Origin of the sequence: Helicobacter pullorum (genome assembly GCF_900638355.1) — a bacterium.
GTDB classification, from domain to species: domain Bacteria; phylum Campylobacterota; class Campylobacteria; order Campylobacterales; family Helicobacteraceae; genus Helicobacter_D; species Helicobacter_D pullorum.
Genome location: NZ_LR134509.1, coordinates 1,064,270 through 1,089,085, shown reverse-complemented (window position 1 = coordinate 1,089,085; position 24,816 = coordinate 1,064,270). Strand labels below are relative to the sequence as shown.

Here is a 24,816-nt window from a genome sequence, read left to right as displayed (position 1 = left end):
TTTTATGGGAGGATTAAAAGCCCATAAAATTTTGTGCTGCTTGATTGGCAATGGAGTGGATTGCATTTAAGAGAGTGTCTTGAATGTGCTGGGGTTGTAATTTGGAGGAATCGCCTAAGCCTAAATAATGATCTTTTGTATTTTCAAAAAAGGCTTTGGAGGTGAAGATTCTTTCTTCGTTTTTATCTGTAAAAGCAATTTGAAGTTCTATAATAGCAGAATCTTTTGAGGTGGAACTCCAAAAACCGCCCTGTGTGTTTTTTGTCGCAATGCTTCCATAAACAAGCTTTAAGTTATAAAGAGGGTTGTTATTGCTTTCAATAAAGCAGTTGGTTTGTTGGAGTGCATTTTTCAATGATGGCAAAATTTGCTCATTTGTGATTTGTAGGTCATTAAATTGTCCTGCAGAGATAGAGTTTATTTGATAAGAGACAATAGGGGTTGTGCAGATTTTTTGGGTTGTGATGGTTGCGATGGAATCTTGTTGTTTTTGGCTGCAGGAGGTAATCAAAATGCTTCCTATGGCAAAAATCGCAATGAGTAAATGGGATTTTGGCATATCATTCCTTTGTGTAATTTAAGAGTAATTTTAACATATTTTATTGATATTTTTTTTTAAGATTGATACAATAACCCAATTAATTTAAGGGGCATTTTTTGGGTATTGTTTTGAAGAGGGGATTGCTTATTTTGCATATTATTTTACTTTTTTGTTTGGGAGTGGGAGTATTTTATTGCTGCTCTTCTATTAAGGAAGTGTTTAAAACTCAAGAAACTTTAGTGTATTATGTCAATATTAGTGGTAAGCAGAGGGTATTGGCTCAACGAATAGTGTTTTTATCCCAAGTAGTTTCAACGAATTATATTTTGAAACACAATAATCACGAGGAAATTGCAGAGTTGCGTTCGTGCATTAGTCAATTGACAAATATCCATAGCATTTTGCAAAATTTTGTTGTTTCTATGGTGGTAACAAATTATAAAAATTCTACACTTGATGATATTTATTTTGGGAGTGGGAATCTCTCTGTAAAAATGGAGAATTTTTTAAATAGCGCTAATAAAATTTTCTTTATTAATAATGTCAGTGAAATTTTGGTCAATAATCAGGAATTATTGAATGGTTTGGAGGGGGATAATGGGTTGTTGGCTAGTTTGGAGTTGGCAACTTTGAGTCAGCAATTTTATGCACAAAATCAATTAAAAGAAATGTATAAGCAAATAGAATATTTTTTATTGTTTGTTGTGTGTTTTATAATTTTGGAGGCAATTTTGTTTTTAATTGTCCCAAAAAATCAAATATTTAAAAACGAATACAAAGAAGGGAAATAATAAAGAGCTTTTAGGATAATCAAGCCTAATATCCCAGCAAAAAAACCAGCCAATAAATCATCGCCAATAACCCCCAAACCCCCCTTTACATTTTTATCTACTCGATGGATGATAGAGGGCTTCCAAATATCAAAGATTCTAAATAGAATAAAAGAGAGAAATAGGGCAAATAAACTATGACCAATCATAGCAATGCTAATCCAAACGCCAGCAAGTTCATCAATAACAATTTCCTTTCTATCGTGCGATAAGCCTTGTTTTTCGTAATTATCGATAATCTTTATCCCAATTGCCCCTAGCAGAAGTGCCAGCAAAAGAAGTGTGCTTGGAGCAATATAATAAGAGATTGCCCACCCAAATGGAAGTGCTACAATGGTTCCAATTGTCCCCGGTGCTTTTGGGCTTAAGCCGCTAAAAAAGAGGGTTAGATACATTTTTTGGAGAAAATCTTTTGTGCCTTTAAAATCTAAAAAGAAATTTTTGTTTTTCATAAGAATCCTAATTTAATGAATGTGTTTTATAGAGATTTGCAAGCTTGATATAAAAATCCTCTTCGCTTTGTTCGCTGATAATCCCGCTTTCTGCAAACATTGTCCCAAATTGTTTGATGAGTGTGTTAAAGCGGTTGGGAAAAAGATGAGAAAGGATTTTTGCAGAAATTTCTTTCCTAACTAAAATTGTCGGTGGAATTAAACCAGATTGCAAGATGCCTTGAATGAATCTTGAATGATAATTGATGTGATGATGTTTGCCATGAGGGCAAGTTTTGATGCTAACAATAGTGCTACATTGCTGACAATAAACAAATTCACTTAAAAGTTGAATTTTGATTTTAATATCTTTTGTGGTGTCAAAAATGGAGTAGATTTTTTGTTTGTCATAATAAATGGCAAGGTTGGGGTAAGTTTCTCCAATTACCATTTTATTGCAACCTAAATTTTGAGACAAAATAGCATCAAGTAAAATGCCGTGTGCTCCTGCAAAAAGATAAATATCATCAAGAGGGAAAATGATAATTCTATTTTTTGGCAAAAAGTTTTCAATAATATATTCCAAACATTGCTTTCTAATCTCAAAGCTAAGTATATCTTCATTTTGCTTGCGTAGTAGCAATAAAACAAGCAGGGTATCTTCTTCTAAAATTAGGCGGAAGATACGCTCGTGGATTCTAGTTACAGGTGAAGCATCTAGGACTATGGAAGTAGCATTTTGTGTTTGGAGATTTTTTTTGGCATGTAGAATTTTTTCTTTGGAGATTCTATCGGCAAATAAATTATCTTTGATATAGAGGGTGTAATCTCCGCATATAGCAAAATTTCCAAGCCTATTATAAATGTTTTTTGCTTTTTGAGAATAGATATCTCCACTCATAATTTTAAAAAGTCGCTGCTTTTTGTCAATAGGGAAGATTGAATCAGTAATAAGCTGCCCACAGATTTCATAATTATAAACAAGATCAACGACTTCGCCTTTTTTGAGATTTTGAATAACTTCTTGATTGCGTTTTCCAGAGGGTGCAAGGATGAAGGAAAAAGGAAAGGTTTGGGAATTGTATAAACCATTTTTATCTACCTCTTCCATTTCTTGCTGATTCATAAGATGGGTAAGCGGATAGAGCAATCCCTCTTTACACAGCATTAATGCAAAGAGAGCTTCTTTGTCAATGAATAAGGATTTATTTTTTCTTTGTGATTCCATATTTTTTTCTTTTTTCCCATAAACTTTTTCTTGACATTCCTAGCTTCTTGCTAAGTTCGGTATCTGGATATTTGTTTTCAAATTTTAATATCATTGTTTTGACATATTCATCAATACTTAAAATATCTTGAAAACCTTGTGAGATTTCTTGCACTTGGAGCTCATAGACATTTGAAAAATCATCGGTTTCTCCGCCTAGACAAGAGAGTATAGCAGGAGTGTTTTTGAGCATTTTGATACATTCTTCTTTTTCTGATTTTTGGAGTATTTCAAAGCCAATGATGTAAGTTAATTGTTGTTTGGGTAAATGTTTGAGGGATTCTTGATAATTTTTATTTTTGTAAAGCGATATGAAGTTGATTTGCAATTTTTTGTGGATTGTGTAATTTACCACACACATATCAATGGCTTTTTGGGATATGCTTTTGATGATAAGAGGAAAGGAAATTTTTGTATTGATTTGGTATGAGGGAGTAAGTAAGGAATTGCAAAAATAATCTCTATAAAATGCAATTTCTTTTTGGGTTTGTTTAAAAATTGTGTGTTGTTTGATTTTTCTAATCAATTCATCAATCATAAAAGGCTTAACAATATAGTCGCTTGCACCAGCTTGTAAAGGACGCGTTACTGTTTCATCATTGATATAGGGAATCATCAAGATAATAATTGAATTTTTGAACTTTTCAATTAAAGGATAAAAATTTTGTCCAGAAATATTAGTGGATAATAAAATTATATCCGCATTATCGTATTCTAAAGCTTCTTGCATACTGGGTATAATCTCGCAGTTAAAGCCAAAATGGCTTAGTTTGGAAGAAATGCTTTGAGCCAAATAGATTTCATTTTCTATAATTAAAATTTCCATAAAACCCCTTATTTGAAGTGATAGTTTTTCCAATCAAAATATGTTAGAGTGAGAGTTGCTTGCACCATAATCCCTTCTCCTCTCCCAATAAATCCCAAATGCTCTGTTGTTGTGGCTTTTACATTGACAGAAAAAAGTGGGATTTCTAAAATTTCTGAGATTCGCTTTTCCATGGCATTTTTATAGGGCGAAAGTTTTGGTTTTTGGGCAAAAATAGTAATATCAGCTTGTGTGATTTGATAACCCACATTAATGCTAAAATCAACAATTTTTTTTAGCAATAGTGCAGAATCTGCATTTTTGTAAGCATTATTATTATCAGGGAACCACTCACCAATATCACCAGCACCAATGCCACCCAAAATAGCATCGCTAATAGCATGCAAACAGACATCACCATCACTATGCGCGATAAGTTCAAAATCGCATGGAATGCTAATGCCACCCAAAATAATGCCATTTCCGCTTTTTAGAGCATGAATATCGCTACCATTTCCGATGATGGTTTTTGCGCTAGGTGGAGGTAATTGCATAGAATCTAAATCATCAATAAAAGTGATTTTTCTTGCCTTAGGGGATCCTTGAACAAAACCAATGCTGCCACCAAAATTTGCAATTGCACTGCTTTCATCGGTAAAATTGCCTTTTTGTAGGGCTTGTTTGAGAATATTTGTTTTGCTAAGTTGTGGAGTTTGAATAATTTTGAGATTTTCCCTTTTGAGATATTGCAATGTTTTGTCATCTGCATAAGCAATGGTATCTGGAATACTCAAAAAAGGCACTACACAATCAAAATTTTTTATTTGTTCTAAGATATCTTGAAATACTTTTTGTGGAGTGTTACAACGCGCAATATCACTAACCAAAACATATTCTTCTTTGACTTCCATTAACGCATTTTGGAGGGATTCTTGCCTTGTGTTACCACCCTTTGTGAGAATAAAATTTAACTCCAAGGAATCAAGATATTTTTGCATATATTGCAATTCTTCTTCTTTAGCACTCAAGATGAGTTTAGAGAAAGGATAATAATTACTAACTTCTTGTGCAACTTTAAGCCAAAGAGGAATATCTCCAACTCGCAACCATTGTTTTTTGGGGACTTTATATTTTTTAAAGCGATTGCTATCTCCAGCGCCTAGCAATATTAAAGCAACACAATGAGTCAAATTTTACCTTCCATTAAAAAATATCAAATTATACTATAAAAGCTTTTGAATACCCTTATAAAAGGGTATTTATTAAATTTTAAAATGTTCAATGTGATTGGTTAGGATAGATGAAATCTCTTTGAGTGTTTTTGCAGATTCTGTATTGTTTTCCATAGAATTTGCGGTGTGTCTTGATATTGTTGAAATATCTTGAAGTTCATTAGCTAGTGTTTCCATATTTTCTACTTGATTTTGTGCTGCATCGGTTACTTCTTTTGCTTTATTAAGTGAATCGGTTGCTTGGGAATTGATTTGGTCAAGTATCTCACTAGCTTCATTGGCAAGTTGCATTCCTTTTTCTACTTGAGGGACTGCAGTTTGGATGGCTTCTACGGCAGTTTGTGTTTCGTTTTGGATTACTTCAATCATGCGTGCAATTTCTGAAGTCGCAACACCTGTGCGTTCTGCAAGTTTTCTTATTTCATCTGCAACAACTGCAAAGCCTCTACCCGCTTCACCTGCTCTTGCTGCTTCAATAGCGGCATTTAGGGCAAGTAGATTGGTTTGGTCTGTAATTTCTTTGATGAGTTCTGCACTGCCACTAATTTCTTGAGAATGTTTTTCAAGCATTCGAATATGCTCTGATGAGGAAGAAACGGTTTGTGTGATTTTTTCTATCTCATTGATTGTGGTTTTCATAGCATCAATCCCTTTATTAGAAAGGGTTGTTGTGTATTCGGAGTTTTCTTCTGTTTGTTTTGCGATTTTGGAAACATGATTGACTGCATCAACGACTTGTTGGATTTTTTTCACAGAATCTTCTGATTTGCTAAGCTGTTGGTAAGAAGATACTTTGGCTTCTTCTGAGCTTTTTGCAACTTCATTAGCGTGTTCATTGAGTTCTTTTGAAGAATGCACAACTTCAGAAACGATTTCTTTAAGTTTGATTTGCATTTGTTCTACAGAGGCTAACATACTATCTTTAAAATTTGTTTGAATAGGGGTATTTAGATTTCCATTAGCAATACTTAAGACGACTTTTACAGCTTCTTTGGGTTCGCCTCCAAGCGAAGAGATGATTAAGCGAGTAATGTAAGAAGCGATAAAAGTAGCGATGACAAAGGCGATTCCAGCTAACCAAATTGTAATATCAAGATAGTTTTGAATCTCTTGTCTTGCTACATTAGTGAGAGATTGATTTTTGGCTTCTTGATGGTCGATAAATTCATTGATAACATCAAGCCAATTTACAAATGCACTTCTTGCTTTGCTAAGTAATAAAGCTTCTGCTTGTGGAGTATTCCCTTGAGCTTTGAGTTCGATGATATTGAGGATTAAAGGCATAGTAGATTGTTCTACCCCTTTAATGCGTGTTAGAATTTCTTTATCTTTAGAATCTACCATATTTGGATTTTTAAAAATATCATCCATTTTTATTGCGGAATCTTGGTAGAAATCTTCTAGGTTTTTAATTTCTTTGAGAGTATTTTCTAGATCTTTTGGGTCATTAAGTAGGATAATATCTCTTATTGCAATGGCTCTATCATGCACACTACCTCTAAAATTAATCGCATAGCGTTGTTTGACTGAATTGATTTCGCTGATTTCTGTGAGCGTATCATTGACAAATTTAATTTTTATATAACCTGTAATAGCAATTATAATGATAAATGCTAAGATGATACCAAAACCAATAAATAATTGATTCTTAAGTGATAGATTTTTTCCAATCATAATAATTCCTTTTTAAAATGATTTATAAATTAAAATTGCAAGATTATAAAATATATAGCATTAATTTTAGCTAAATTTGCATAGTATCATTTTTTAGGGCTTTGCAAATTAATTCTAATGGATGTATAAAAGTGGTATTAATATTTTCTTGATGAAGGGCGTTGCTAAGTTGCATACGACAAGCACTACACTCGGCTACAACATATTTTGCTTGTGTTTTGCCAATCATCTGTGCCTTTTTTTGTCCCACTTTGCTAGCAAGGTTAAAGCGTTCGGTTTGCATGGTAACTCCGCCAAATCCACAGCAGGCATTTGAATCTTCCATTTCAATGAGGGAATAATTTTGATTAAGAAGTTCGCGAGGCTCTTTCCAAATATTAAGCACTTTTCTAGCGTGGCAAGGATCATGATAGGTGAAAGTATCTTTGGTGTTAAATGGCAAAGAGGAGAGTTTTTCTTTGAGATTTGTGTGGTTGCTTAGCCATTGAGTTGCCATATAAATTTTGGGTAAGAGTTTTTTGATTCTTTCTTGATAAGCGGGGTTTTTTGCCATAAATTTTTCCCAATCTTCCAAAATCATTGCAGCACAAGTAGCCTCTGGCACTAAAATCGCATCTACTTCATCTATAAAACTTTCAAAGTATTCTATATTTTCTATGATAAGATGATTGACACTTTCAAAATCACCCGTGAAATATGCAGGAGCACCACAGCATTTTTGTTTTTTGGGTATCATAGTGTTAATCCCGAGTTTTTCTAAAATAAAAATTAAAGATTCCCCTACATTTTTATAATTATAATTGCTTAGACAGCCAATAAAAATAGCGACTTTTTGGGGCTTATTATTGTAGATGAGATATTCTTTATGGGAGTTTAGGAAGCTTTTTGACTGGATTGCACCAAAGATTCTATTGTGAATAAAAGGCAGTTTAAAACGGGGCTTAATAGAAGACTTATCACTGGTTTTTTTAAACAACAAAGGTGCAAAAAGAGAGCCCATTTTCATGCTTAAATCCATAATTTTTCTGTGTTTTAAGAGAAAGAAAAAGAGCCTTTTAAACCAAGTAATCCCATATTTTTGGGCAAGTTCATAGCGTATATTTTCAATGAGTGTATCTGTTGGAAGTGAATTTGGACAAACATTTACACAAGTAGTGCATAAAAAGCATTTTTCAAAAATTTCTTTTGCATTTTTATCGAGTTCTATTTCTTTTCTTTGGTAGGCGCCTAGTAAGTCAATAAAACCTCGTGGAGATGTAGCTTCATCACCATTGATGTTGAAGATTGTGCAATCTGGGAGACATTTCCCGCATTTGACGCAAGCATCACTTGTTTGAAGATAATTGTAGTTTTCAAAATGTGCCATTTTCAACCTTAAATTGTTTTACTAAAAACATTTTGAGTGGGATTAATTTTTTTGAGGTAGGAATCAAATGCCATAGCAATATTGCGAATGAGTAAAGTGCCTGTTTGACTGACTTTAATGCCTTCTTTTGAGAGTGTAATTAAATCTTCTTGTTTAAAAATCTCAAGTTCTTTTAGGGAATCTCCAAAATAATCTTCAAAAGAAATATTAAATTGCTCTTCAATATTTTTGAAATTTAATTGAAAATTGCTCATTAGCTGCATAATGACTGCTTTTCTGATTTTATCATCAAGGCTTAGTTTAATTCCTTTGAAAAAGGGTAAAACGCCTTTGTCTATGGCATTTTGATAAGAGGGTAAATCTTTATAATTTTGTGCATAATAATCTACCCCTTCTCCAATAGAGGTTAAGCCTATGCCGATAGTTTGTGTTCCGCCTTTGGTGCTGTATCCTTGAAAATTTCGTCGCAATTGCCCTTTTTGTATGGATTTAAAGAGCTCATCATTAGATTTTGCAAAATGATCCATTCCAATCATTTTGTAGCCACAGGATTGTAAGGTGTGGATGGTGGTTTTTAGAATATTAAGCTTTTCTTCTGGGGTTGGCAGGGTGGTTTCATCAATTTTTCGCATAGTTTTCTTAATCCAAGGTACATGAGCGTAATTAAAAATGGCAAAGCGGTCTGGATTGAGGTTTAGGCATTGTTTGAGTGTTTCTTGAAAAGATTTTAAAGTTTGATACGGAAGTCCATAGATTAAATCAAAATTAATTGAAGTGATTCCGTATTCTCTAGCAGTGGATATAGCACTTTCTACAAGCTCAAAAGGTTGAATCCTATGGATAGCCTCTTGGACTTTAGGATTGAAGTCTTGAATCCCAAAACTCAAGCGATTAAAACCGCCATTTTTTAAAACTTCCATTTGCTCTTTGGTGAAAAATCGCGGATCAATTTCACAGGCAATTTCTGCTTCTTTATCAAAGTTTGGAAAAGTATTTTTAAGCATTGTAATTAGAATCTCAAGCTCTTTGGCATTAAAAAAGGTCGGCGTTCCACCACCAAAATGGAGTTGATAGACTTCTTTATTGCAATTTAAAGTGTTTTTTAAAATCTCTAATTCTTTTTTGAGATATTCTAAATATAAAGTTTTATTTTCTTCTTTGCTGGTATAAATGACATTGCAACCACAAAAGTAGCAAGCACTTCGACAAAAAGGCAAATGTATATACAAAGAAAGTGGGCTTGTGTCATTTTGCAAATCATTAATATAAGAATCATAGGTGTAGGCTTCACTAAACTCAATAGCGGTTGGATAGCTTGTATAGCGTGGTCCGGGTTTGGAGAATTTTGCGAATTTTTTAAAATCTATTTCTTGCATAAAAGATTCCTTGGAGTTATAAAGGATTTTGAAGTGGGTTAAAGTTTTGAAAATCTATAAACAAATAAGGATAGCGTTTTCGGATATTTTTAATAAGACGCTTGGGATCTTTTTGGAAATTTTTGCCTATTTCTTTTATGGCAATGCACCATACATCTTCAAAATCAATGGGCATATTTTTGTGAATTTCTTGCTCTAGTTGAAAAAGATATTTATCTCTTTGAAGTTTTTTGGCAGATTCTAAGAGTGTTTTGATGATATGAGATGGGAGTAGATAATATTCTTCATTATTTGAATCTTTGAAGCAATAAGGCAAAGATTCTTCATTGATGATTTTATCTAAAGGCGTTGGAAGTGTGATTGTATTATTTTTTGCTTCAATGATAGCTTGTTTGAGAATTTCAAGATTATCTTGTTTGGTATGATTAATTAGCGGTTTTGGTGTAGCCAAACCATAACTCCTTTTTGTGCGTGTAAGCGATTTTCTGCTTCTAAAAAAATTTTACTTTGTGTAGATTCTAATACTTCTTCACTGACTTCTTGTCCGCGGTATGCTGGCAAACAATGCAAAAAGATAGAATCTTTTTTGGATAGATTCATTAGATTTTTATCTACACAATAGCCTTCAAATGCTTTTTTTCTTGTTTCTTTTTCTCTCTCTTGCCCCATTGAAGCCCAAGTGTCTGTTGTGATAACATCGGCATTTAAAACAGCTTCTTGAGGATTTTGTGTCAAAATTAGCTTTGCTCCTGAAATTTTAGCAAATTCTTGAGCTTTTTGGAAAATTTTTTGACAAACTTCGTATCCTTTTGGCGAGGCGATTCTAAGTTCAAAGCCAAGTTTTGCAGCAAGCATAAGCCAAGAGTGTGCCATATTATTGCCATCACCAATGTAAGCAACAATGGGGTTTTGATCTTTTTGGCATTCTTGCATAGTGAGATAATCTGCTAGAAGTTGCATAGGGTGAAAGCTATCACTTAAACCATTAATAACAGGGATTTTAGAGTAATGTGCAAATTCTTCTAACCTTGAATGTTCGTGTGTGCGCATCATAATTAAATCTACCATAGAAGAAAGCACCCTAGCAGTATCTTTGATAGGCTCTCCTCTGCCAAGTTGAGTGTCATTGCTAGAGAGAAATATGCCTTGTCCCCCTAGTTGATAAATCCCTGTTTCAAAGCTTACTCGAGTTCTTGTAGAATTTTTTTCAAAAATCATTCCAAGAGTCTTTTTTTCTAAAAGATTGCTTGTTTTCCCTGCTTTTAAATCTTTTTTAAGTGTTGCAGCAATTTGTAGAATCTCTAAAATTTCTTCTTTGCTAAAATCTGCTAATGTAAGAAAATGCCTCATTGTTAGAATGCCTTAATAGATAGTTATTTTTAAATAAAAGCATTATTTTACACTTATCAAGCTAAAATTTATTTTTAAATTTTGAATTCTAAGTAAGTTTTTAATGAGGTTTAAAATGCATGAATTTTCTATTGTGTCATCTTTGTTGGAAAATTGTAGGCAGGTTGCAAGAGAAAATGGGGCTAGCAAGATTATGGAAGTGTATGTGCAAATTGGGAGGCGTAGCGGAGTTAATGCGAGTTTATTTAAAAGGGCTTTTGAGGAATTTAAAGTCGGTGAAATCTGTCAAAATGCAGAACTTTTTATAGAAGAGGTGGAGGTGGAAATTTTTTGTAAAAATTGCAAGCAAGAGAGCAAAATTGTAGAGATTTGTTACACTCAATGCCCACTATGCAAAAGTGAGCAAGTGGAGATGATTAGAGGGAATGAAATGTTGCTTATGCGTCTTGTAATGGAATAAAATCCCTTTGTCTAATTCCTTCATAAAGTACAATGCCAACACTTGTTGCGAGATTTAAGCTTCTTGCATTATTTTGCATGGGGATTGTATAGCAGTCTTGTTGTTTGGCTTGAAGTATCTTTGTATCTAATCCTGCATCTTCGCGTCCAAAATGGAGATAAGCACCTTTGGATAAGTTGGCATTATAGTAAGGCTTTTGGGTTTTTGTAGTGAGATAAAAATGGGGAAGATTTAATAAAGAGGAAGACATAAAGGATTCTAGATTTTCCCATTCATATACTTCCAAATGTTGCCAATAATCCATTCCTGCGCGTTTGAGTTCTTTTTGGGTTAGGTGGAATCCTAATGGATAAATAAGGTGTAATATGCTGTTACTAGCAAAGCATAATCGCCCTATGTTTCCAGTATTTTGAGGGATTCTTGGTTGGTGTAAAACAATGTGGAATCTTTGCATTTATTAGCCTTCTATATTTAATGGGGGTTTGGGTGTAGGTATATCTAATTTAAGCTCTTCTAAGTGTATTGTATCAGTTTTGTTGGGGATATTTTGATTTGTTTGAGTTTTTTTGGTGGAGGATTTAGGGGAAGTTTTTGTGTTAGGTGGTGTAGTATGGTTTGCTGTCTTTTGGATGTGATTTGTTTTTTCAGATTGAATAAGGGCTTTAAATAATAAGCCTAATGTGCGTGAATTGCGTTTGCAGAAATTGCTTAAATGATATTTGATAATGTTTAGTTTAATAGCTTCAATTTCTTCTTGCTTGTTTGGCATTATTCCTCCAAAAGAGGAATTATAACACATTTATTTCTTTTTGGAGAGTTCGATTCTTGCTTGTTTTCGCTTCATTGCGTTGTTGTAGCGTCTAATTTCTGCTTCAGTTTTGGGTTCTAGTTTTGGGGCGGAAGTTGGTTTGCCATTTTCATCTACGCATACCATAGTAAAATAAGCACTATTAGTGTGAGTTACAATTCTTTTGTGAATATTTTCTGCAATGACTTTTATGCCCACTTCAAGAGAGCTAGTTCCTGTGTAATTAACGGAGGCTAAAAAGGTTACCAAACTTCCAACTTCAATGGGGTATTTAAAGGTTACACTATCAACAGAGAGGGTAACTACATATTTTCCGCAATATCTTGAGGCACAAGCATAGGCGACTTGATCTAGGAGCTTTAATAAATCTCCCCCATGCACTCTTCCTTTGAAATTTGCCATAGCAGGCGTCATTAATACTGTCATTGTTAAAGATTTAATATCAAAAACATTTTCCATATTATCCATTGATTTGTCCTTAGAATTTGGATTCTTGAATCTTGTTGTTTATCATAGCACTTTTTTGGTCAATTTTTGCAAAAAAGTATTATTTTATTTAACTTTGTTGTAAAAAATTTCAAAAATGATACATTAATTCATTTAAAATATTCAATGCTATGTTAAAATTTTGAGATTTTTTCAATAGGAAATAGTAAATGAAAGTTGTGATTACAGGTGGTGGCACGGGTGGGCATTTGAGCGTTGCAAAAGCGTTTTTAGAAGAGTTTGATAAGAGAGGCTATGAATGTATTTTTATTGGTTCTATGGGGGGACAAGATAGAGTTTATTTTGGAGATGATAATCGATTTGTAAAGAAGTATTTTTTGCAAACAAAAGGAGTGGTTAATCAAAGAATATTGGGCAAAATTAGTTCGTTATTTCAACATTTTAAGGCTTTTATAGAGGCATTGAAAATTTTAAAACAAGAAAAGGTAGATTTTGTCCTCTCTGTGGGTGGCTATTCTGCGGCACCTGCTGCTTTTGGTGCAGTATTTTTGAGATTACCTCTTGTTATTCATGAGCAAAATGCTAGAATTGGGAGATTAAACAATCTTTTAAAGCCGTATGCTGCGGTGTTTTTTTCTTCTTATTTGGAGACTTCACCTATTAAATTTTATCCTGTGAGAAAAGAATTTTTTGAATATTCAAGGGTTAGAGAGAAAGTTGATAAAATTTTGTTTATCGGCGGATCTCAAGGGGCTAGAGCAATTAATAATTTTGCTTTGAGTATGGCAATGGATTTACAAAAGAGAGGTATTAAAATTTTTCATCAGTGTGGAAAAAATGATTTCCAAAGAGTTTTGGAGGAATACCATAAATTGCCTCTAAAAATTAAAATTTTAGAAACAATGGAAGATTTAAAAGATGATTTTGATGTGCTTCTTTTTGATTTTAGCAAGAATATGCCAAAGATTTTTGAGGCTTGTGATTTTGCTGTTTCTAGGGCAGGTGCTAGTTCGTTATGGGAATTGTGTGCTAATGGAATAGTGACGCTTTTTGTGCCTTATCCTTATGCTGCTGGCAATCATCAATACTTTAATGCAAAGTTTTTGGAGGATAAAGAATTGGGATTTTTATGTGAAGAAAAAGATTTGTATTGTGATGTATTGTGGAATATTTTGGAGTTACTCACTCAAAGAACTTTATCAAAAATGAGTAGAGAATTGCAAAGGGAAACACATATGGGTGCAACAGGGCAAATGGTAGATTGTATTTTGGAAAGAATAAAAAAATAAGAGCAAGAAAAGAATCCTTGCTCTAAGATTAGAAAGTGCGTTTAAGTAGTTCCTCTGGACGCAAAATCGTGATTAGCCTATCATCTCTTTTGCCTACACCATAGATAAGATTTTCATCTTGGCTAATCGTTTCAGGTGTTGGGTCAATATCTGATTCTTTGATTCTTACTGCTTCTGTTAATCTGTCAATGATGAAGCCAGCACGCTCTTCTTGATTTTTGATTACGATATAGCGTGTATCTTCTGTTGGTTTTTCATAGGGTAATCCAAACTTTAAACGAAGGTTAATAAGCGGAACAACCCAGCCACGCATATTAAAGACACCTAGAACATAGTTTGGTACGCCCGGTACTCTTGTGTATTCTAGTGGCTTGATGATTTCTTGAATGCTTAAAATTGGAACTGCAAACTCTTCTGAACCTACCACAAAAGCGACAAGTTGAATGATATTTTCAGTTTCTGTATTTGGTTTTTTTTGTTCTTGTTGTTTTTGTAAAACATCACGCAATTGGTTGCTCATTATTCTGTTACCTCCATTGTTAAATTAATATTTCTTTTGACGACATTCATAAGATATTCAGGTGAGTAGGGTTTGGTAATGTATTCTGTCATTCCTGATTCTACCCCACGCATTCTGTCGGTTTTGCTTGTTCTACTTGTAACGGCAATGAGTGGCAAGTTTTTGAATTTTGCATACTTTCTAATTTCCCCTGCTAAAGTATATCCGTCCATTTTTGGCATTTCAATATCAATTAATATTGCATCAAAGGCTTTATCGCCATTTTTTACAATATCTAATGCTTCCATTCCATTAGTGGCTTCGCTAACGCTAATTCCCAAAGGTTTGAGAGATTTTTTCATAATGGCTCTATCTGTCATAGAATCATCTACAATTAAAACATTGTAATCGCTTGGAGAATTTTTTTCTTTTTTCTTTTCGTTTTCTTGAGCGAGTTTAGTAACGCTTACTTTAACTTGTTTTGCCATTTGCATCATAGCGGCAATATCTACAATCAATGTTACTCTACCATCGCCGCGTATTGTGGCTCCAGCAATTCCTTCTGTGCCTTTGAGATAAGAACCAAGCGATTTGATAACAACTTCTTCTTGACCGATGAGAAAATCAACAATTACACCTATTTTGTTTTCTGCTAATCCGATTACGACAACATAGGCTTGCTCGGAGTTATCAAACACAGAATCAACCCCAAAAATATCTGCTAGACGTACAAGAGGCAAGACTTCATTTCTTAGGCGTAATACGCTTTTATTTTCTACTGTGTAAATTTCATCTTGAGAGATTCGCACAGTTTCAATAACAGAAGCAAGAGGGATAGCATAATATTCTTCTTGAACGCCAACAAGTAGAGATTGAATGATAGCAAGCGTTAATGGGATTTTTAGTTTGAGTGTGGTGCCTTCCCCATAGGTGCTATCCACATCAATAATTCCATTGAGTTTTTCAATATTGGTTTTAACGACATCCATTCCAACACCGCGTCCACTAACATTTGTAACAACTTTTGCAGTAGAAAAACCAGCTTTAAAAATAAGCGAATAAGCCTCTCTATCTGTCATAGTATCTGCTTCTCTCTCCCCAATGATGCCTTTTTCTATGGCTTTGGCTTTCAAGGTAGCAGGATCCATTCCTTTACCATCATCTGTAATCTCAACTACGATATGATTGCCCTCATTGTAAGCTTTAAGCTCTACTGTCCCTTGTTCTTTTTTGCCAGCAGCTATTCTTTCTTCTTTGGATTCAATACCATGGTCACAAGCATTGCGTATTAAATGCACTAATGGATCCCCTATCTCTTCAACGATAGATTTATCAAGTTCTGTTTCCTCACCGCTAATAACAAGTTCAATATTTTTTCCTAATTCTCTTGAGAGGTCACGCACCATTCTTGGGAATTTATTGAAAACTCTACCGATTGGTAACATTCTTGTTTTCATAACAGCAAGTTGAATATCAGTAGTAACCATTGACACAGAGGCAACTACTTGATTGAGTTCTTCCAAAAACTTCTCGCCTTCATAACGCTCTTCTACATCATTATAAATTTTTATGAGGCGGTTTTTGCCCAAAACAAGCTCCCCAATGAGATTCATAAGGCTATCTAATCTTTTGACATCTACCCTGATAGTTTGCTCCACAGAAGTGGCAAGAGTTTTGTTTTCTTCTTGGCGTGGTTTAATTTGCGGTTTTGCTTCGGTTTGTTTTGCTGGAGTTGCATTAACTTCTGGTTGTTTTTGGGATTCTGGAGCTTTGGCTGCTGGTGCAGCATTAGGAGTTTGCTCTATTTCGCTTGGAGCTTGAATATCCTGCAATTCACCTTTAGCGCGTTTTTCTTCTCTTTTTTTCTTATCTTCTTCTTGGCGTTGATTGAGTAGTCTTTCAATTTCTTTTTCGACTTCTTCTGGGGACATATTAGAATAATCCACTTCCTCTTGTGCGTTGTTGGACACTTCTTGTGGGGCTTGAGATTGAGGAGCTTCTTGGGTTGTAGAAGATTCTTGTGAAGCTGGTATATCTTGAGGCGATTCTCCCTTTGAGATTGCATCTAATCGTGCGACAACATTAGCAATATCAGAATCTAATCCTGTATTAGCATCAGTGCCTGTATCTCTAATGGCATTGAGAAGTTTTTTCATAAAGTCAATTGATTCTAATACGACATCCATAATATCTGGAGTGATTGTCAATTCACCATGTCTTGCTTTATTGAGAACATCTTCCATATGGTGTGTTAGATGTGTTAAAACAGAAAAATTCAAAAATGAGCCTGAACCTTTGATAGTGTGTGCTACTCTAAAGATTCTATTGAGTAATTCTAAATCTTCTGGTCTATTTTCTAATTCCACTAAATCTTGGTCTAATTGTTCTATCATTTCAAAAGCTTCAATCAAAAAGTCTTCTAATATTTCTTGCATTTCATCCATTGTTAATCCTTTTTCTTGGTATTAAATTAAGCGTTTTCTAATTCTTGGTTGTATTTATTGACAACACGGGAAACTTCTTCGTGGAATTTATTTCCATCAAATTTAACAAGATAAGATTCAGCTCCCGCCTCTTTTCCACGACTTTCACTAAATTTGTCGCTAATAGAAGAGCTAAAAATGATAGGAATCTTGGAAAATCTTGGGTCTTCCTTGACTTTTGCTGCAAAATGAAAACCATCCATTTGGGGCATTTCAACATCAGAAATGATGATTTTGAGCTGCTTGCCAAGAGTTTCACCATAATTTTCATAAAGTTTATCAAGCTTGCGTAATCCATCTTCCCCATCATTTGCTTCTGCAACATCAAATCCCATTTTTTCTAAAAACTCTTTAAGAATTTTTCTAGCAATAGAGCTATCATCTAAAATTAGGGCTAATCCTTCGAATTTTTCATAAGTGTGTTCAGAATTGACTTCAGGGTGATAGAATCCTAAATCTTGAACAATGCTTTCTAAATCTAAGATTAATAAAACTTGGTCACCTTCAATTCTTGTTACCCCGGTAATTCGGCTTTTGTCTAAATTAGAGGAAACAGAAGAACTAAAGTGTGCTGGTTCGATATCTTTCCAATTGATTCTGCGGATGCGTTTTGCTTCATGCACAATAAAGCCAATCATAATGTTGTTAAATTCTGCGATGATAACACGAGGTTTTATTTTTTTGTTTTTGGGAGTTTCGACATTCATCCATTTTGCAAGATTAATAACAGGAATTACTACTCCTCTTAAGTCAAAAATACCCTCAATATAATCAGGAACTCCCGGTAATTCTGTGAGTTCTGGAAGTCTTATAATTTCATTTACTTTGGCAACATTGATGCCATAGATACCTTCATAGATTTTACCTTTTTCGACCTTGTAGATACGAAAATCTACTAACTCCATTTCATTGGTACCAATCTTTAAAGTATCGTTTTTTTCGAGATTTGACACTAAAACTCCTTTGATTTGAAGCATAAATAATAATTATAAAATTCTACAATAAAATAGCTTTTTTTACAAGCAAAAAGAGGTAATCCTATGTAATTAATTGAATCTATGTTTTGCGTTTTGCCTAAATGAAAATGTCCTTCTATGATGTAGGAATTATCGGTTATAGGGTATTTATTCTTATAATTTTGAATCCGATTTTGGATAAAATCATCCGAATAATGGAAGGTTAAATTTTTTTTATTTTGAAGGTATTGCAAGATTTTTGGATATAAAAAACGACTAAAGCGTTTCAAAAAAGAAAGAATTTTGTGATTTCTAATGATTTTTGTATAGAGCTTGTAATGCCAACTTAAGAAAATATCCCCATGGGATAAGTAAGCATTTTTTTGGTTAAAAGAAAAACAAACAGGTTGCATTTCAATAGGGTAGCAGCGAATATTTCTAAGATAGGGAATGTTTTTGAGAGAAAAATCGTGATTGCCTTCAAAATAATGGATTTCATGTTGTAAAGAAAGCTTTTCTAATAATTCCAAAGTTTTTTTATTTTCATAAACACTTTTTGGGACTTCACCCACTAGAAAGTCAAAAATATCACCCATAAGGAAAATTTGCCTTTTTGGAGTTTCCAAAAGAGAGGCAAAAAAATCTTCTAAAGTGTTACGATAAGAGCAGTGATGATGTGAATCTGCAATAAATATTGCATTTTCTTTGATTTCTATTGGTGGCATTTAGGGGACATAAGCAATTAGAGGTAAGCCGAGTTTTTCATCTAAACCGCACATAAGGTTAGCATTTGCAACCGCTTGAGAGCTTGCACCACGCAGAAGATTATCGATACTAGAAGATATAAATAAATCTTCCCCATCATTTTTGGCATAAATATCGCAAAAATGTGTGCCAACGACATTTTTGATTTGCACGCAATTGTGATGGATTCTAATAAATGCTTCATTGGCATAATGTTCGTTTAGTATTTCTAGTGGATTGATTTTTTCTTTGAGTTTTGCATAAATAGATACTAGCATACCTCTTGTAATAGGAATGAGATGAGGCACAAAGATTGTTTTTACTTGAATATTGCCAATTTTTTTGATTTGTTCGCTAATTTCTGGTGTATGGCGGTGGCTAATGGGCGAGTAGGCAAAAAGATTTTCATTAATGGTAACATAATGAGAAGTTTGCGTGAGTTTTTTCCCAGCGCCACTAACTCCGCTTTTTGCGTCAATGTAGAGTGTTTGGGTAGTATCTATATATTGAGCAAAGGGCAAGATTCCAAGCAAGGAAGCAGTGGGGTAACAACCCGGATTTGCGACTAGATTTGTATTAGCAATGGCGTTGCGATTGTATTCAGGGAGTCCATAAACTGCGTTTTTGAGGTTTTCTTTGTCTAAGTGTTGGCAATAAGATTCTTCATATTTTTCAAAAGAAAGGCGATAGTCAGCCGATAAATCTACGATTTTGATATTTTTTTTGTAAAGCGTTTTGACATATTCCATTGCCTTTTGGTGGGGTAGGGCTAGAAAAACTAATTCGCATTCTTGGGCAATTTTTTCTATATTTGCTTCTATAATGGGCATTTGCAGGATATTTTTTAGGGCAGGGTGCAAAGAGGCAATGTTTGGGTGGCTTTCTGTGGCACAAAGTAATTTGAGTTCAAATATAGGATGATTAATGAGGATTTTTACAAGCTCCAAACCTGTATATCCGCTAACTCCGACGATTCCAACTTTTATTTTCATGATACTCCCTTAAAATAACTTAAACAAATATAAATTTTTGAGAAATTAAGTATCAACCACCGCCCATAAAAGTTAAACATTCTATCACATCGCCATTTTTAAGCTCATAAGTATTCCACTTATCTTGTTTGATGATTTCAAGATTGATTGAAACTGCGACACTTTTTTGTTCGATATGGTATTCTTGCAAAAGTTCCAAAAGGCTTTTAGAATTTGTTTGAATCTGTTTGCCATTAAGTTTAACTTCCATTAGAGGTTTCCTTAAGTAAAAAATGAGTGTAATTTTATGCTTTTTTATTGAAAAATTTATAAAAAAAGTTTTCTTTGTGAATTTTTTTGCCTTGTGTCAAAAACAAAGAGCCTTTTTTGATATCCTCTCTTATTGTGCTTCCTGCACCTATAATGCAGTCATCTTCAATCACAATAGGAGCCACTGCTTGTGAATCACTGCCGATAAAGACATTTTTGCCTATTTTGGTTTGAAATTTTTCTTTGCCATTGTAATTGCAGGTAATAAAACCAGCACCAACATTGGTTCCTTCATCAATCTCACAATCTCCAAGATAGCTTAAATGCCCTGCTTTTACTCCATTGAGTGTGGATTTTTTGACTTCGACAAAATTACCAATATGTGTATTTTTGAGTATGCTTTTTGGGCGTAAATGTGCCAAAGGACCAACATTGCTATTTTCAATATAGCTTGATTCAATGACACTATGGGCTTTAATGTGGGAATTGATAATTTCACAATCGCCATAAATGCTAACCCCATTTTCTAAGATACATTCTCCGACAAATTTTGCACCCTCTTGGATATAAATAGTTTGTGGGAGGTGCATTATTACGCCTTGTTGCATAAGAGCTTTTTTGATTCGCATACCCATAATTTCTTCTGCATGTGCCAAATCTGCTTTGTCATTAACACCCTTAAAATTTTCTAACTCTACAAATAGTGGCGTGATACTTTTTGAATCTTTTTTGCTTAATGCAATAATATCAGTGAGATAGTATTCTTTTTGGGCATTGTGATTTTGGAGCTTTGGGAGGTAAGTTTCCAAAATTTCGCTTCTAAAGCAATATACTCCAGCATTAAGCGTGCTCAAAGAAAGAATCTCTGGTGAGGCATCTTTTTCTTCGATAATTTCTAAAACTTCGTTATTTTGAATTTTAACACGACCATAGCCTTTGGTGTTGGGCAAATCTAAAATACTCATAATAATATCAGAATCCAAAGAAAGAAAATGTTTTAATTCATCTGCTTGGATAAGTGGCATATCTCCATTTAAAACTAAAACCTTTTTGTATTTAGGGTGATAATTTTTTAATGCACCGCCTGTGCCGGGGTAATTTTCTAAATCTTGCAAAATAAAATGCAATGTATTAGGGAAGTATTGTTCCATTGCTTCTTGAATCTCTTGAGCTTTGTATCCTAATACCACACTCACATCATCGCTTAGTTTCAAAGATTCTTTGATACTATAATAAAGCATTTCTTTGCCACAAATTTGGTGCAAAACCTTTGGCGTTTGAGATTGCATACGAGTGCCTTTTCCGGCAGCTAAAATAACGATTGAAAGTTTGTTTTCCATAAAAATATCCATAATATTGTAAAAATTTTAATGAGATTTTAACACAATAAAGTTTAGAATAATAAATTTTTAAAATAAAGTTTTGAATGATATTTTTTCTAAAGGACGAGAGACGATGGATTTAGGAACTGTCATTGGTATGAGTCTTTCATTTATACTTATTGGTTCTGCTATGATGCTTGGGGTTGGGATTGGTCCTTATATTGACATTCCATCTGTTATGATTACAATTGGGGGTTCTATTACAAGTTTGCTGATTGCTTTTAAACTTGAAAATATGAAAAAATTTTTTACATATTTTGCGATTGCATTCAAACCTCAAACTTTTGATGTGCCTGCATTGATTAAAAAGCTTGTTGATTATTCTACACAAGCACGACGCGATGGCATTTTATCTTTGGAGCAGCAATCTAATCAAGAAGAGAATGAGTTTCTAAAACGAGGCTTGAATATGGCAATTGATGGAGCAGAGCCCGATAGCATTAGAGATTTGCTTGAAACAGATATGGATAGGACATTGGAGCGACATAAATCTAATGCAAGTATTTTTGATACTTGGGCTGCTTATGCTGGTGCATATGGGATGTTGGGGACTTTGATTGGTCTTGTTGCGATGCTTTTAAATATGTCCGATCCCGGCTCTATTGGTCCTGCGATGGCGGTTGCTTTGATTACTACATTGTATGGTTCTTTTATTGGAAATGTTGTAGGTTCTCCTATTGCTAATATTTTAAATGTGCGCGCAAATGATGAGGCATTAGTCAAACTTATGATTATTGAAGGGATTATGTCCATTCAAGCAGGGGATAATCCGCGTGCTTTGGAAGCAAAATTATTGACATTTTTACCGCCTAGTCAGCGTGTGAGTCAATTTGAATAAAGCTTTGGATTAAGAAGAATGGCAAAGAGATGTCCTCCCTGTGATTGTCCGCAAGTTGTCCCATTGTGGCTTGGGACTTATGGGGATATGGTTACGCTTATTCTTACTTTTTTTATTTTATTGCTTTCAATGGTTACTTTTGATTCTAAAAAGCTTGTAGAAGCAGAGGGAAGCATAAGAGGGAGTTTGAGTTTATTAACAGGTGGAATCAAAATAGAAAAAAGCAATAATCGAATCCAGCAACAAGCAGATATTACAACCGATCCTGAAACAACAAATGAAGTCAAAAAGATTGAAAGTGAAATTATGGATTTCAAAGAAAATACCCGCGTTTCTTTGGGTCCTTCTACTATTATTGATGAGGGGAGCAAGGGTTTTATTTTGCGTTTTAATGGTAAATTGCTTTTTGACAAAAACGAAACAACCTTAAAAAATGCAGAAGAAAAATTATTCCTAAAAAGAATGGCTTTGATTTTGCAAAAAATGCCAGCAAACATTCATTTAGATGTTATCGGCTATACCGATGATTCACAAATCATCCCTACCCAAAAATATCAAGATAATTTGGGCTTAAGTGCTATGCGTGCATTAGGCGTTGCGAGGGTTTTAATTGAAAATGGAGTAAATCCACAAAAAATAACTTCTTTGGGTAATGGTGCGACAAACTTTGTGCTTCCTAATACCACTGAAGAGAATAAAGCACAGAATCGGCGTGTAGAATTTAGATTTTATCCAAATGATAGGTATTTGCATAAAGTCCAAAATATTTTGGATAAGACAATTGAGCAGAAAAATTATGAGCAAAAAAGCAATTCTTCAATTTCTCAAAATATAGAACAATAAGGATTTAAGTGTTATCGCGTTTTTTATTGATTGTAGTTTTTTTGCCTTTGGTTATTTTTGCAGCCCCTCCAGAGTTACCTCAAAGTCCGACTATACCAACCATTGATTTGACACTTAGCGCACCAAATGAACCGGGAGATTTGGTAGCTATTTTGAATATTGTCATTGTTTTGACATTGCTTGTATTAGCCCCTTCTCTTGTTTTGATGGCGACTAGTTTTGCGCGAATTTTGATTGTTTTTTCATTTTTGCGGACTGCAATGGGGACTCAACAATCTCCCCCAACGCAGCTTTTGGTATCTTTTGCTTTGATTTTGACAATGTTTATAATGGAACCAGTAGTCAAAGAGGGTTATGAAAAAGGGGTTAAGCCTTATGTAGCAAAGGAAATTTCCTATCAAGAAGCATTTGTGCGTGCTTCACAGCCTTTTAAAGATTTTATGATTCGAAATACAAGACCAAAAGATTTGGCGTTGTTTTATCGCATTAGAGGAATGGAGAATCCGCAAAATGCACAAGAAGTGCCTTTTACTATCGCATTACCTGCATTCATCATTAGCGAAATGAAAACCGCCTTTCAAATAGGATTTTTGCTTTATTTGCCATTTTTGGTAATTGATATGGTGATTAGCTCTATTTTGATGGCAATGGGTATGATGATGTTGCCACCTACGATGATTTCATTGCCCTTTAAAATCTTAATTTTCATTTTGGTTGATGGATTCAATCTTTTGACGATGAATTTAGTAGAGAGTTTTCGTTAGTGAATTGTGAAAATATCGGTATTTGTGGTGGTTGCAGTGCTTTAGAAGAGTATTCTTTAGAGTCCAAAATTGCTTGTGCAAGTGCTATGCTTGGGGTTAAGAATTTTGAGGTTTTTGGAAGTCAAGAAGTATCTTTTAGGGCAAGATGTGAGCTTGGTATTTATCACAAAGAGAATAGAATCATTTATACAATGCGTAAAGGTAGGCAGTTTGTCCCTATCCAAAATTGTCCTATTTTGGTGGATAATTTACAGGCATTTTTGCAAGTTTTAAAAGAAGTGCTAAATGATGATTTTTTTGGAGATTTTAGGGAGAAGCTTTTTGCCATAGAAGCGTTAAGCACGCAAGTGGATACTATTTTGCTGACACTGATTTATCATAAGAAGCTTAATGATAAATGGCTAGAGATAGCAAGAGTTTTTAAGGAAGTTTTGGAAAAACGAGGGATAAAACTTGAAGTGGTGGGTCGTAGTCGCGGAATAAAAATCGCAGTGGATAAGGATTTTGTGATTGAAGAATTGAAGGTGGGCAAAAAAGGCTATTTTTATCGCTATGATGAAGGAGCCTTTAGCCAACCCAATCCAAAAGTCAATGAAAAAATGCTAAAATGGGCTATGGATAACCTCAAGAGAAGTGATGAGGATTTGCTAGAAATGTATTGTGGTTGTGGGAATTTCACGATACCTTTTTCAGAAAAATTCCGTAAAGTCCTTGCCACAGAGATTTCCAAAACCTCTATTAGGGCTGCTCAATTTGCGTGTGAAAAAAACCAAAGAAACAATATCAAATTCGTTCGTTTAAATGCTCAAGAGTGCATAGAGGCATTAGAGGGTGTGCGTGAATTTCGGCGATTAGAGGGGATTAGATTGCAAGATTATCATTTCTCATCGGTTTTTGTGGATCCTCCAAGAGCGGGGTTGGGTGAGGAAGTGAGTAGATTTTTGCAAAGATTCCAAAATATTCTTTATATTTCTTGCAATCCAAGCACTTTGGCAAAAGATTTGGAGATTCTCAAGCAAACGCACAAAATTTCCAAAGTGGCATTTTTTGACCAGTTTCCACACACTCCACATTTAGAAAGTGGAGTTTTGTTGCACAAATCAAATTAATATTTTTATTTTATCAACTTTATCTCAATTTAGTAGTATAATATCTTTGTAAATTTATAAATATAAGAGGTTTCTTTGTTT

At 34.1% G+C, this 24,816-nt stretch carries 27 protein-coding genes; 7 read left to right on the top strand and 20 right to left on the bottom strand.

All coding sequences use genetic code 11. From position 1 onward, the window contains the following. Positions 1-13 precede the first annotated feature (13 nt). Positions 14-559, bottom strand: a complete 546-nt coding sequence (locus tag EL247_RS05380; protein WP_104745343.1) for a hypothetical protein — start codon at positions 557-559, stop codon at positions 14-16. A 98-nt stretch (positions 560-657) separates the two neighbouring features. Here EL247_RS05380 and EL247_RS05375 point away from each other — a divergent pair, with 98 nt between their 5' ends. After that, positions 658-1,332 (top strand): hypothetical protein, encoded by a 675-nt coding sequence (locus EL247_RS05375; RefSeq protein WP_172594052.1) that lies wholly within the window; start codon positions 658-660, stop codon positions 1,330-1,332. Here the strand turns inward: EL247_RS05375 and EL247_RS05370 are convergent. The 9 genes from EL247_RS05370 to argF form a co-directional block, all read right to left on the bottom strand. Next, complete coding sequence (locus EL247_RS05370) at positions 1,296-1,823, bottom strand: phosphatidylglycerophosphatase A family protein (protein ID WP_060661076.1); 528 nt, start codon at positions 1,821-1,823, stop codon at positions 1,296-1,298. The genes EL247_RS05375 and EL247_RS05370 overlap by 37 nt on opposite strands. 7 nt (positions 1,824-1,830) lie before the next feature. Next, positions 1,831-3,030, bottom strand: a complete 1,200-nt coding sequence (locus EL247_RS05365) for a sulfate adenylyltransferase (RefSeq protein WP_005020844.1) — start codon at positions 3,028-3,030, stop codon at positions 1,831-1,833. Next, the gene (locus EL247_RS05360; RefSeq protein WP_005020845.1) at positions 3,008-3,895 is read right to left on the bottom strand and encodes a response regulator; all 888 of its coding nucleotides are present in this window, start codon (positions 3,893-3,895) and stop codon (positions 3,008-3,010) included. The genes EL247_RS05365 and EL247_RS05360 overlap by 23 nt, the downstream gene beginning before the upstream one ends. An 8-nt stretch (positions 3,896-3,903) precedes the next feature. Continuing rightward, entirely contained in the window at positions 3,904-5,064 is a 1,161-nt protein-coding gene (locus EL247_RS05355) for a bifunctional 2-C-methyl-D-erythritol 4-phosphate cytidylyltransferase/2-C-methyl-D-erythritol 2,4-cyclodiphosphate synthase (RefSeq protein ID WP_104745342.1), read from the bottom strand. 72 nt (positions 5,065-5,136) lie between these two features. Beyond that, on the bottom strand, positions 5,137-6,780 hold the full coding sequence (locus EL247_RS05350; protein WP_126442094.1) for a methyl-accepting chemotaxis protein: 1,644 nt from the start codon (positions 6,778-6,780) through the stop codon (positions 5,137-5,139). Between the two features lie 70 nt (positions 6,781-6,850). Then, complete coding sequence (locus EL247_RS05345) at positions 6,851-8,146, bottom strand: (Fe-S)-binding protein (protein ID WP_005020848.1); 1,296 nt, start codon at positions 8,144-8,146, stop codon at positions 6,851-6,853. Between the two features lie 8 nt (positions 8,147-8,154). Continuing rightward, positions 8,155-9,522 carry an oxygen-independent coproporphyrinogen III oxidase gene (gene hemN, locus EL247_RS05340; protein WP_104745340.1) on the bottom strand — a complete coding sequence of 456 codons (1,368 nt, stop codon included), beginning with the start codon at positions 9,520-9,522 and terminating at the stop codon, positions 8,155-8,157. A gap of 16 nt (positions 9,523-9,538) precedes the next feature. Further along, positions 9,539-9,973 (bottom strand): DUF2603 domain-containing protein, encoded by a 435-nt coding sequence (locus EL247_RS05335; RefSeq protein WP_104745339.1) that lies wholly within the window; start codon positions 9,971-9,973, stop codon positions 9,539-9,541. After that, positions 9,952-10,872: an ornithine carbamoyltransferase gene (gene argF, locus EL247_RS05330; RefSeq protein WP_005020853.1), complete on the bottom strand. Its 921-nt coding sequence runs from the start codon at positions 10,870-10,872 to the stop codon at positions 9,952-9,954. The genes EL247_RS05335 and argF overlap by 22 nt, the downstream gene beginning before the upstream one ends. Before the next feature lie 115 nt (positions 10,873-10,987). Here argF and EL247_RS05325 point away from each other — a divergent pair, with 115 nt between their 5' ends. Next, positions 10,988-11,332, top strand: coding sequence for a hydrogenase maturation nickel metallochaperone HypA/HybF (locus tag EL247_RS05325; RefSeq protein WP_005020854.1), 345 nt, complete (start codon positions 10,988-10,990; stop codon positions 11,330-11,332). Here EL247_RS05325 and EL247_RS05320 read toward each other — a convergent pair. From EL247_RS05320 to EL247_RS05310, 3 genes are read right to left on the bottom strand one after another with little or no spacing between them, the layout of a single operon-like run. Continuing rightward, on the bottom strand, positions 11,310-11,786 hold the full coding sequence (locus EL247_RS05320; RefSeq protein WP_005020855.1) for a tRNA (cytidine(34)-2'-O)-methyltransferase: 477 nt from the start codon (positions 11,784-11,786) through the stop codon (positions 11,310-11,312). The genes EL247_RS05325 and EL247_RS05320 overlap by 23 nt on opposite strands. A gap of 3 nt (positions 11,787-11,789) precedes the next feature. Continuing rightward, entirely contained in the window at positions 11,790-12,101 is a 312-nt protein-coding gene (locus tag EL247_RS05315; RefSeq protein ID WP_040499636.1) for a hypothetical protein, read from the bottom strand. Between the two features lie 30 nt (positions 12,102-12,131). Then, positions 12,132-12,608 (bottom strand): acyl-CoA thioesterase, encoded by a 477-nt coding sequence (locus EL247_RS05310; RefSeq protein WP_005020857.1) that lies wholly within the window; start codon positions 12,606-12,608, stop codon positions 12,132-12,134. Between the two features lie 188 nt (positions 12,609-12,796). Between EL247_RS05310 and EL247_RS05305 the strand changes: the two genes are divergently transcribed. Next, a complete protein-coding gene (locus EL247_RS05305; RefSeq protein ID WP_065826800.1) occupies positions 12,797-13,876 on the top strand; it encodes a UDP-N-acetylglucosamine--N-acetylmuramyl-(pentapeptide) pyrophosphoryl-undecaprenol N-acetylglucosamine transferase in 1,080 nt (359 codons plus the stop codon). A 28-nt stretch (positions 13,877-13,904) separates the two neighbouring features. Here the strand turns inward: EL247_RS05305 and EL247_RS05300 are convergent, their stop codons facing one another. The 7 genes from EL247_RS05300 to glmU are packed head-to-tail and all read right to left on the bottom strand — an operon-like array spanning position 13,905 to position 21,139. Then, entirely contained in the window at positions 13,905-14,396 is a 492-nt protein-coding gene (locus tag EL247_RS05300; protein WP_005020859.1) for a chemotaxis protein CheW, read from the bottom strand. Then, entirely contained in the window at positions 14,396-16,819 is a 2,424-nt protein-coding gene (locus EL247_RS05295; protein ID WP_126442093.1) for a hybrid sensor histidine kinase/response regulator, read from the bottom strand. Before EL247_RS05295 ends, EL247_RS05300 begins: the two co-directional genes overlap by 1 nt. Before the next feature lie 26 nt (positions 16,820-16,845). Beyond that, positions 16,846-17,811: a chemotaxis protein gene (locus tag EL247_RS05290; RefSeq protein WP_005020862.1), complete on the bottom strand. Its 966-nt coding sequence runs from the start codon at positions 17,809-17,811 to the stop codon at positions 16,846-16,848. Continuing rightward, complete coding sequence (locus tag EL247_RS05285) at positions 17,811-18,539, bottom strand: UDP-2,3-diacylglucosamine diphosphatase (protein WP_126442092.1); 729 nt, start codon at positions 18,537-18,539, stop codon at positions 17,811-17,813. Before EL247_RS05285 ends, EL247_RS05290 begins: the two co-directional genes overlap by 1 nt. Beyond that, complete coding sequence (gene argC, locus EL247_RS05280) at positions 18,540-19,550, bottom strand: N-acetyl-gamma-glutamyl-phosphate reductase (RefSeq protein WP_065826803.1); 1,011 nt, start codon at positions 19,548-19,550, stop codon at positions 18,540-18,542. A 52-nt stretch (positions 19,551-19,602) separates the two neighbouring features. Continuing rightward, complete coding sequence (thiS, locus tag EL247_RS05275; RefSeq protein ID WP_054194844.1) at positions 19,603-19,800, bottom strand: sulfur carrier protein ThiS; 198 nt, start codon at positions 19,798-19,800, stop codon at positions 19,603-19,605. Positions 19,801-19,834: 34 nt separating this feature from the next. Next, positions 19,835-21,139, bottom strand: coding sequence for a bifunctional UDP-N-acetylglucosamine diphosphorylase/glucosamine-1-phosphate N-acetyltransferase GlmU (gene glmU / locus EL247_RS05270; RefSeq protein WP_104745337.1), 1,305 nt, complete (start codon positions 21,137-21,139; stop codon positions 19,835-19,837). Between the two features lie 115 nt (positions 21,140-21,254). Between glmU and EL247_RS05265 the strand changes: the two genes are divergently transcribed. From EL247_RS05265 to trmA, 4 genes are read left to right on the top strand one after another with little or no spacing between them, the layout of a single operon-like run. Continuing rightward, a complete protein-coding gene (locus EL247_RS05265) occupies positions 21,255-22,019 on the top strand; it encodes a motility protein A (RefSeq protein WP_005020869.1) in 765 nt (254 codons plus the stop codon). An 18-nt stretch (positions 22,020-22,037) separates the two neighbouring features. After that, a complete protein-coding gene (locus EL247_RS05260; RefSeq protein ID WP_054197684.1) occupies positions 22,038-22,862 on the top strand; it encodes an OmpA family protein in 825 nt (274 codons plus the stop codon). An 8-nt stretch (positions 22,863-22,870) separates the two neighbouring features. Next, positions 22,871-23,626, top strand: coding sequence for a flagellar type III secretion system pore protein FliP (gene fliP, locus EL247_RS05255; RefSeq protein WP_054194847.1), 756 nt, complete (start codon positions 22,871-22,873; stop codon positions 23,624-23,626). After that, positions 23,626-24,735, top strand: a complete 1,110-nt coding sequence (gene trmA, locus EL247_RS05250; protein ID WP_104745336.1) for a tRNA (uridine(54)-C5)-methyltransferase TrmA — start codon at positions 23,626-23,628, stop codon at positions 24,733-24,735. Before fliP ends, trmA begins: the two co-directional genes overlap by 1 nt. Positions 24,736-24,816: the final 81 nt, after the last annotated feature.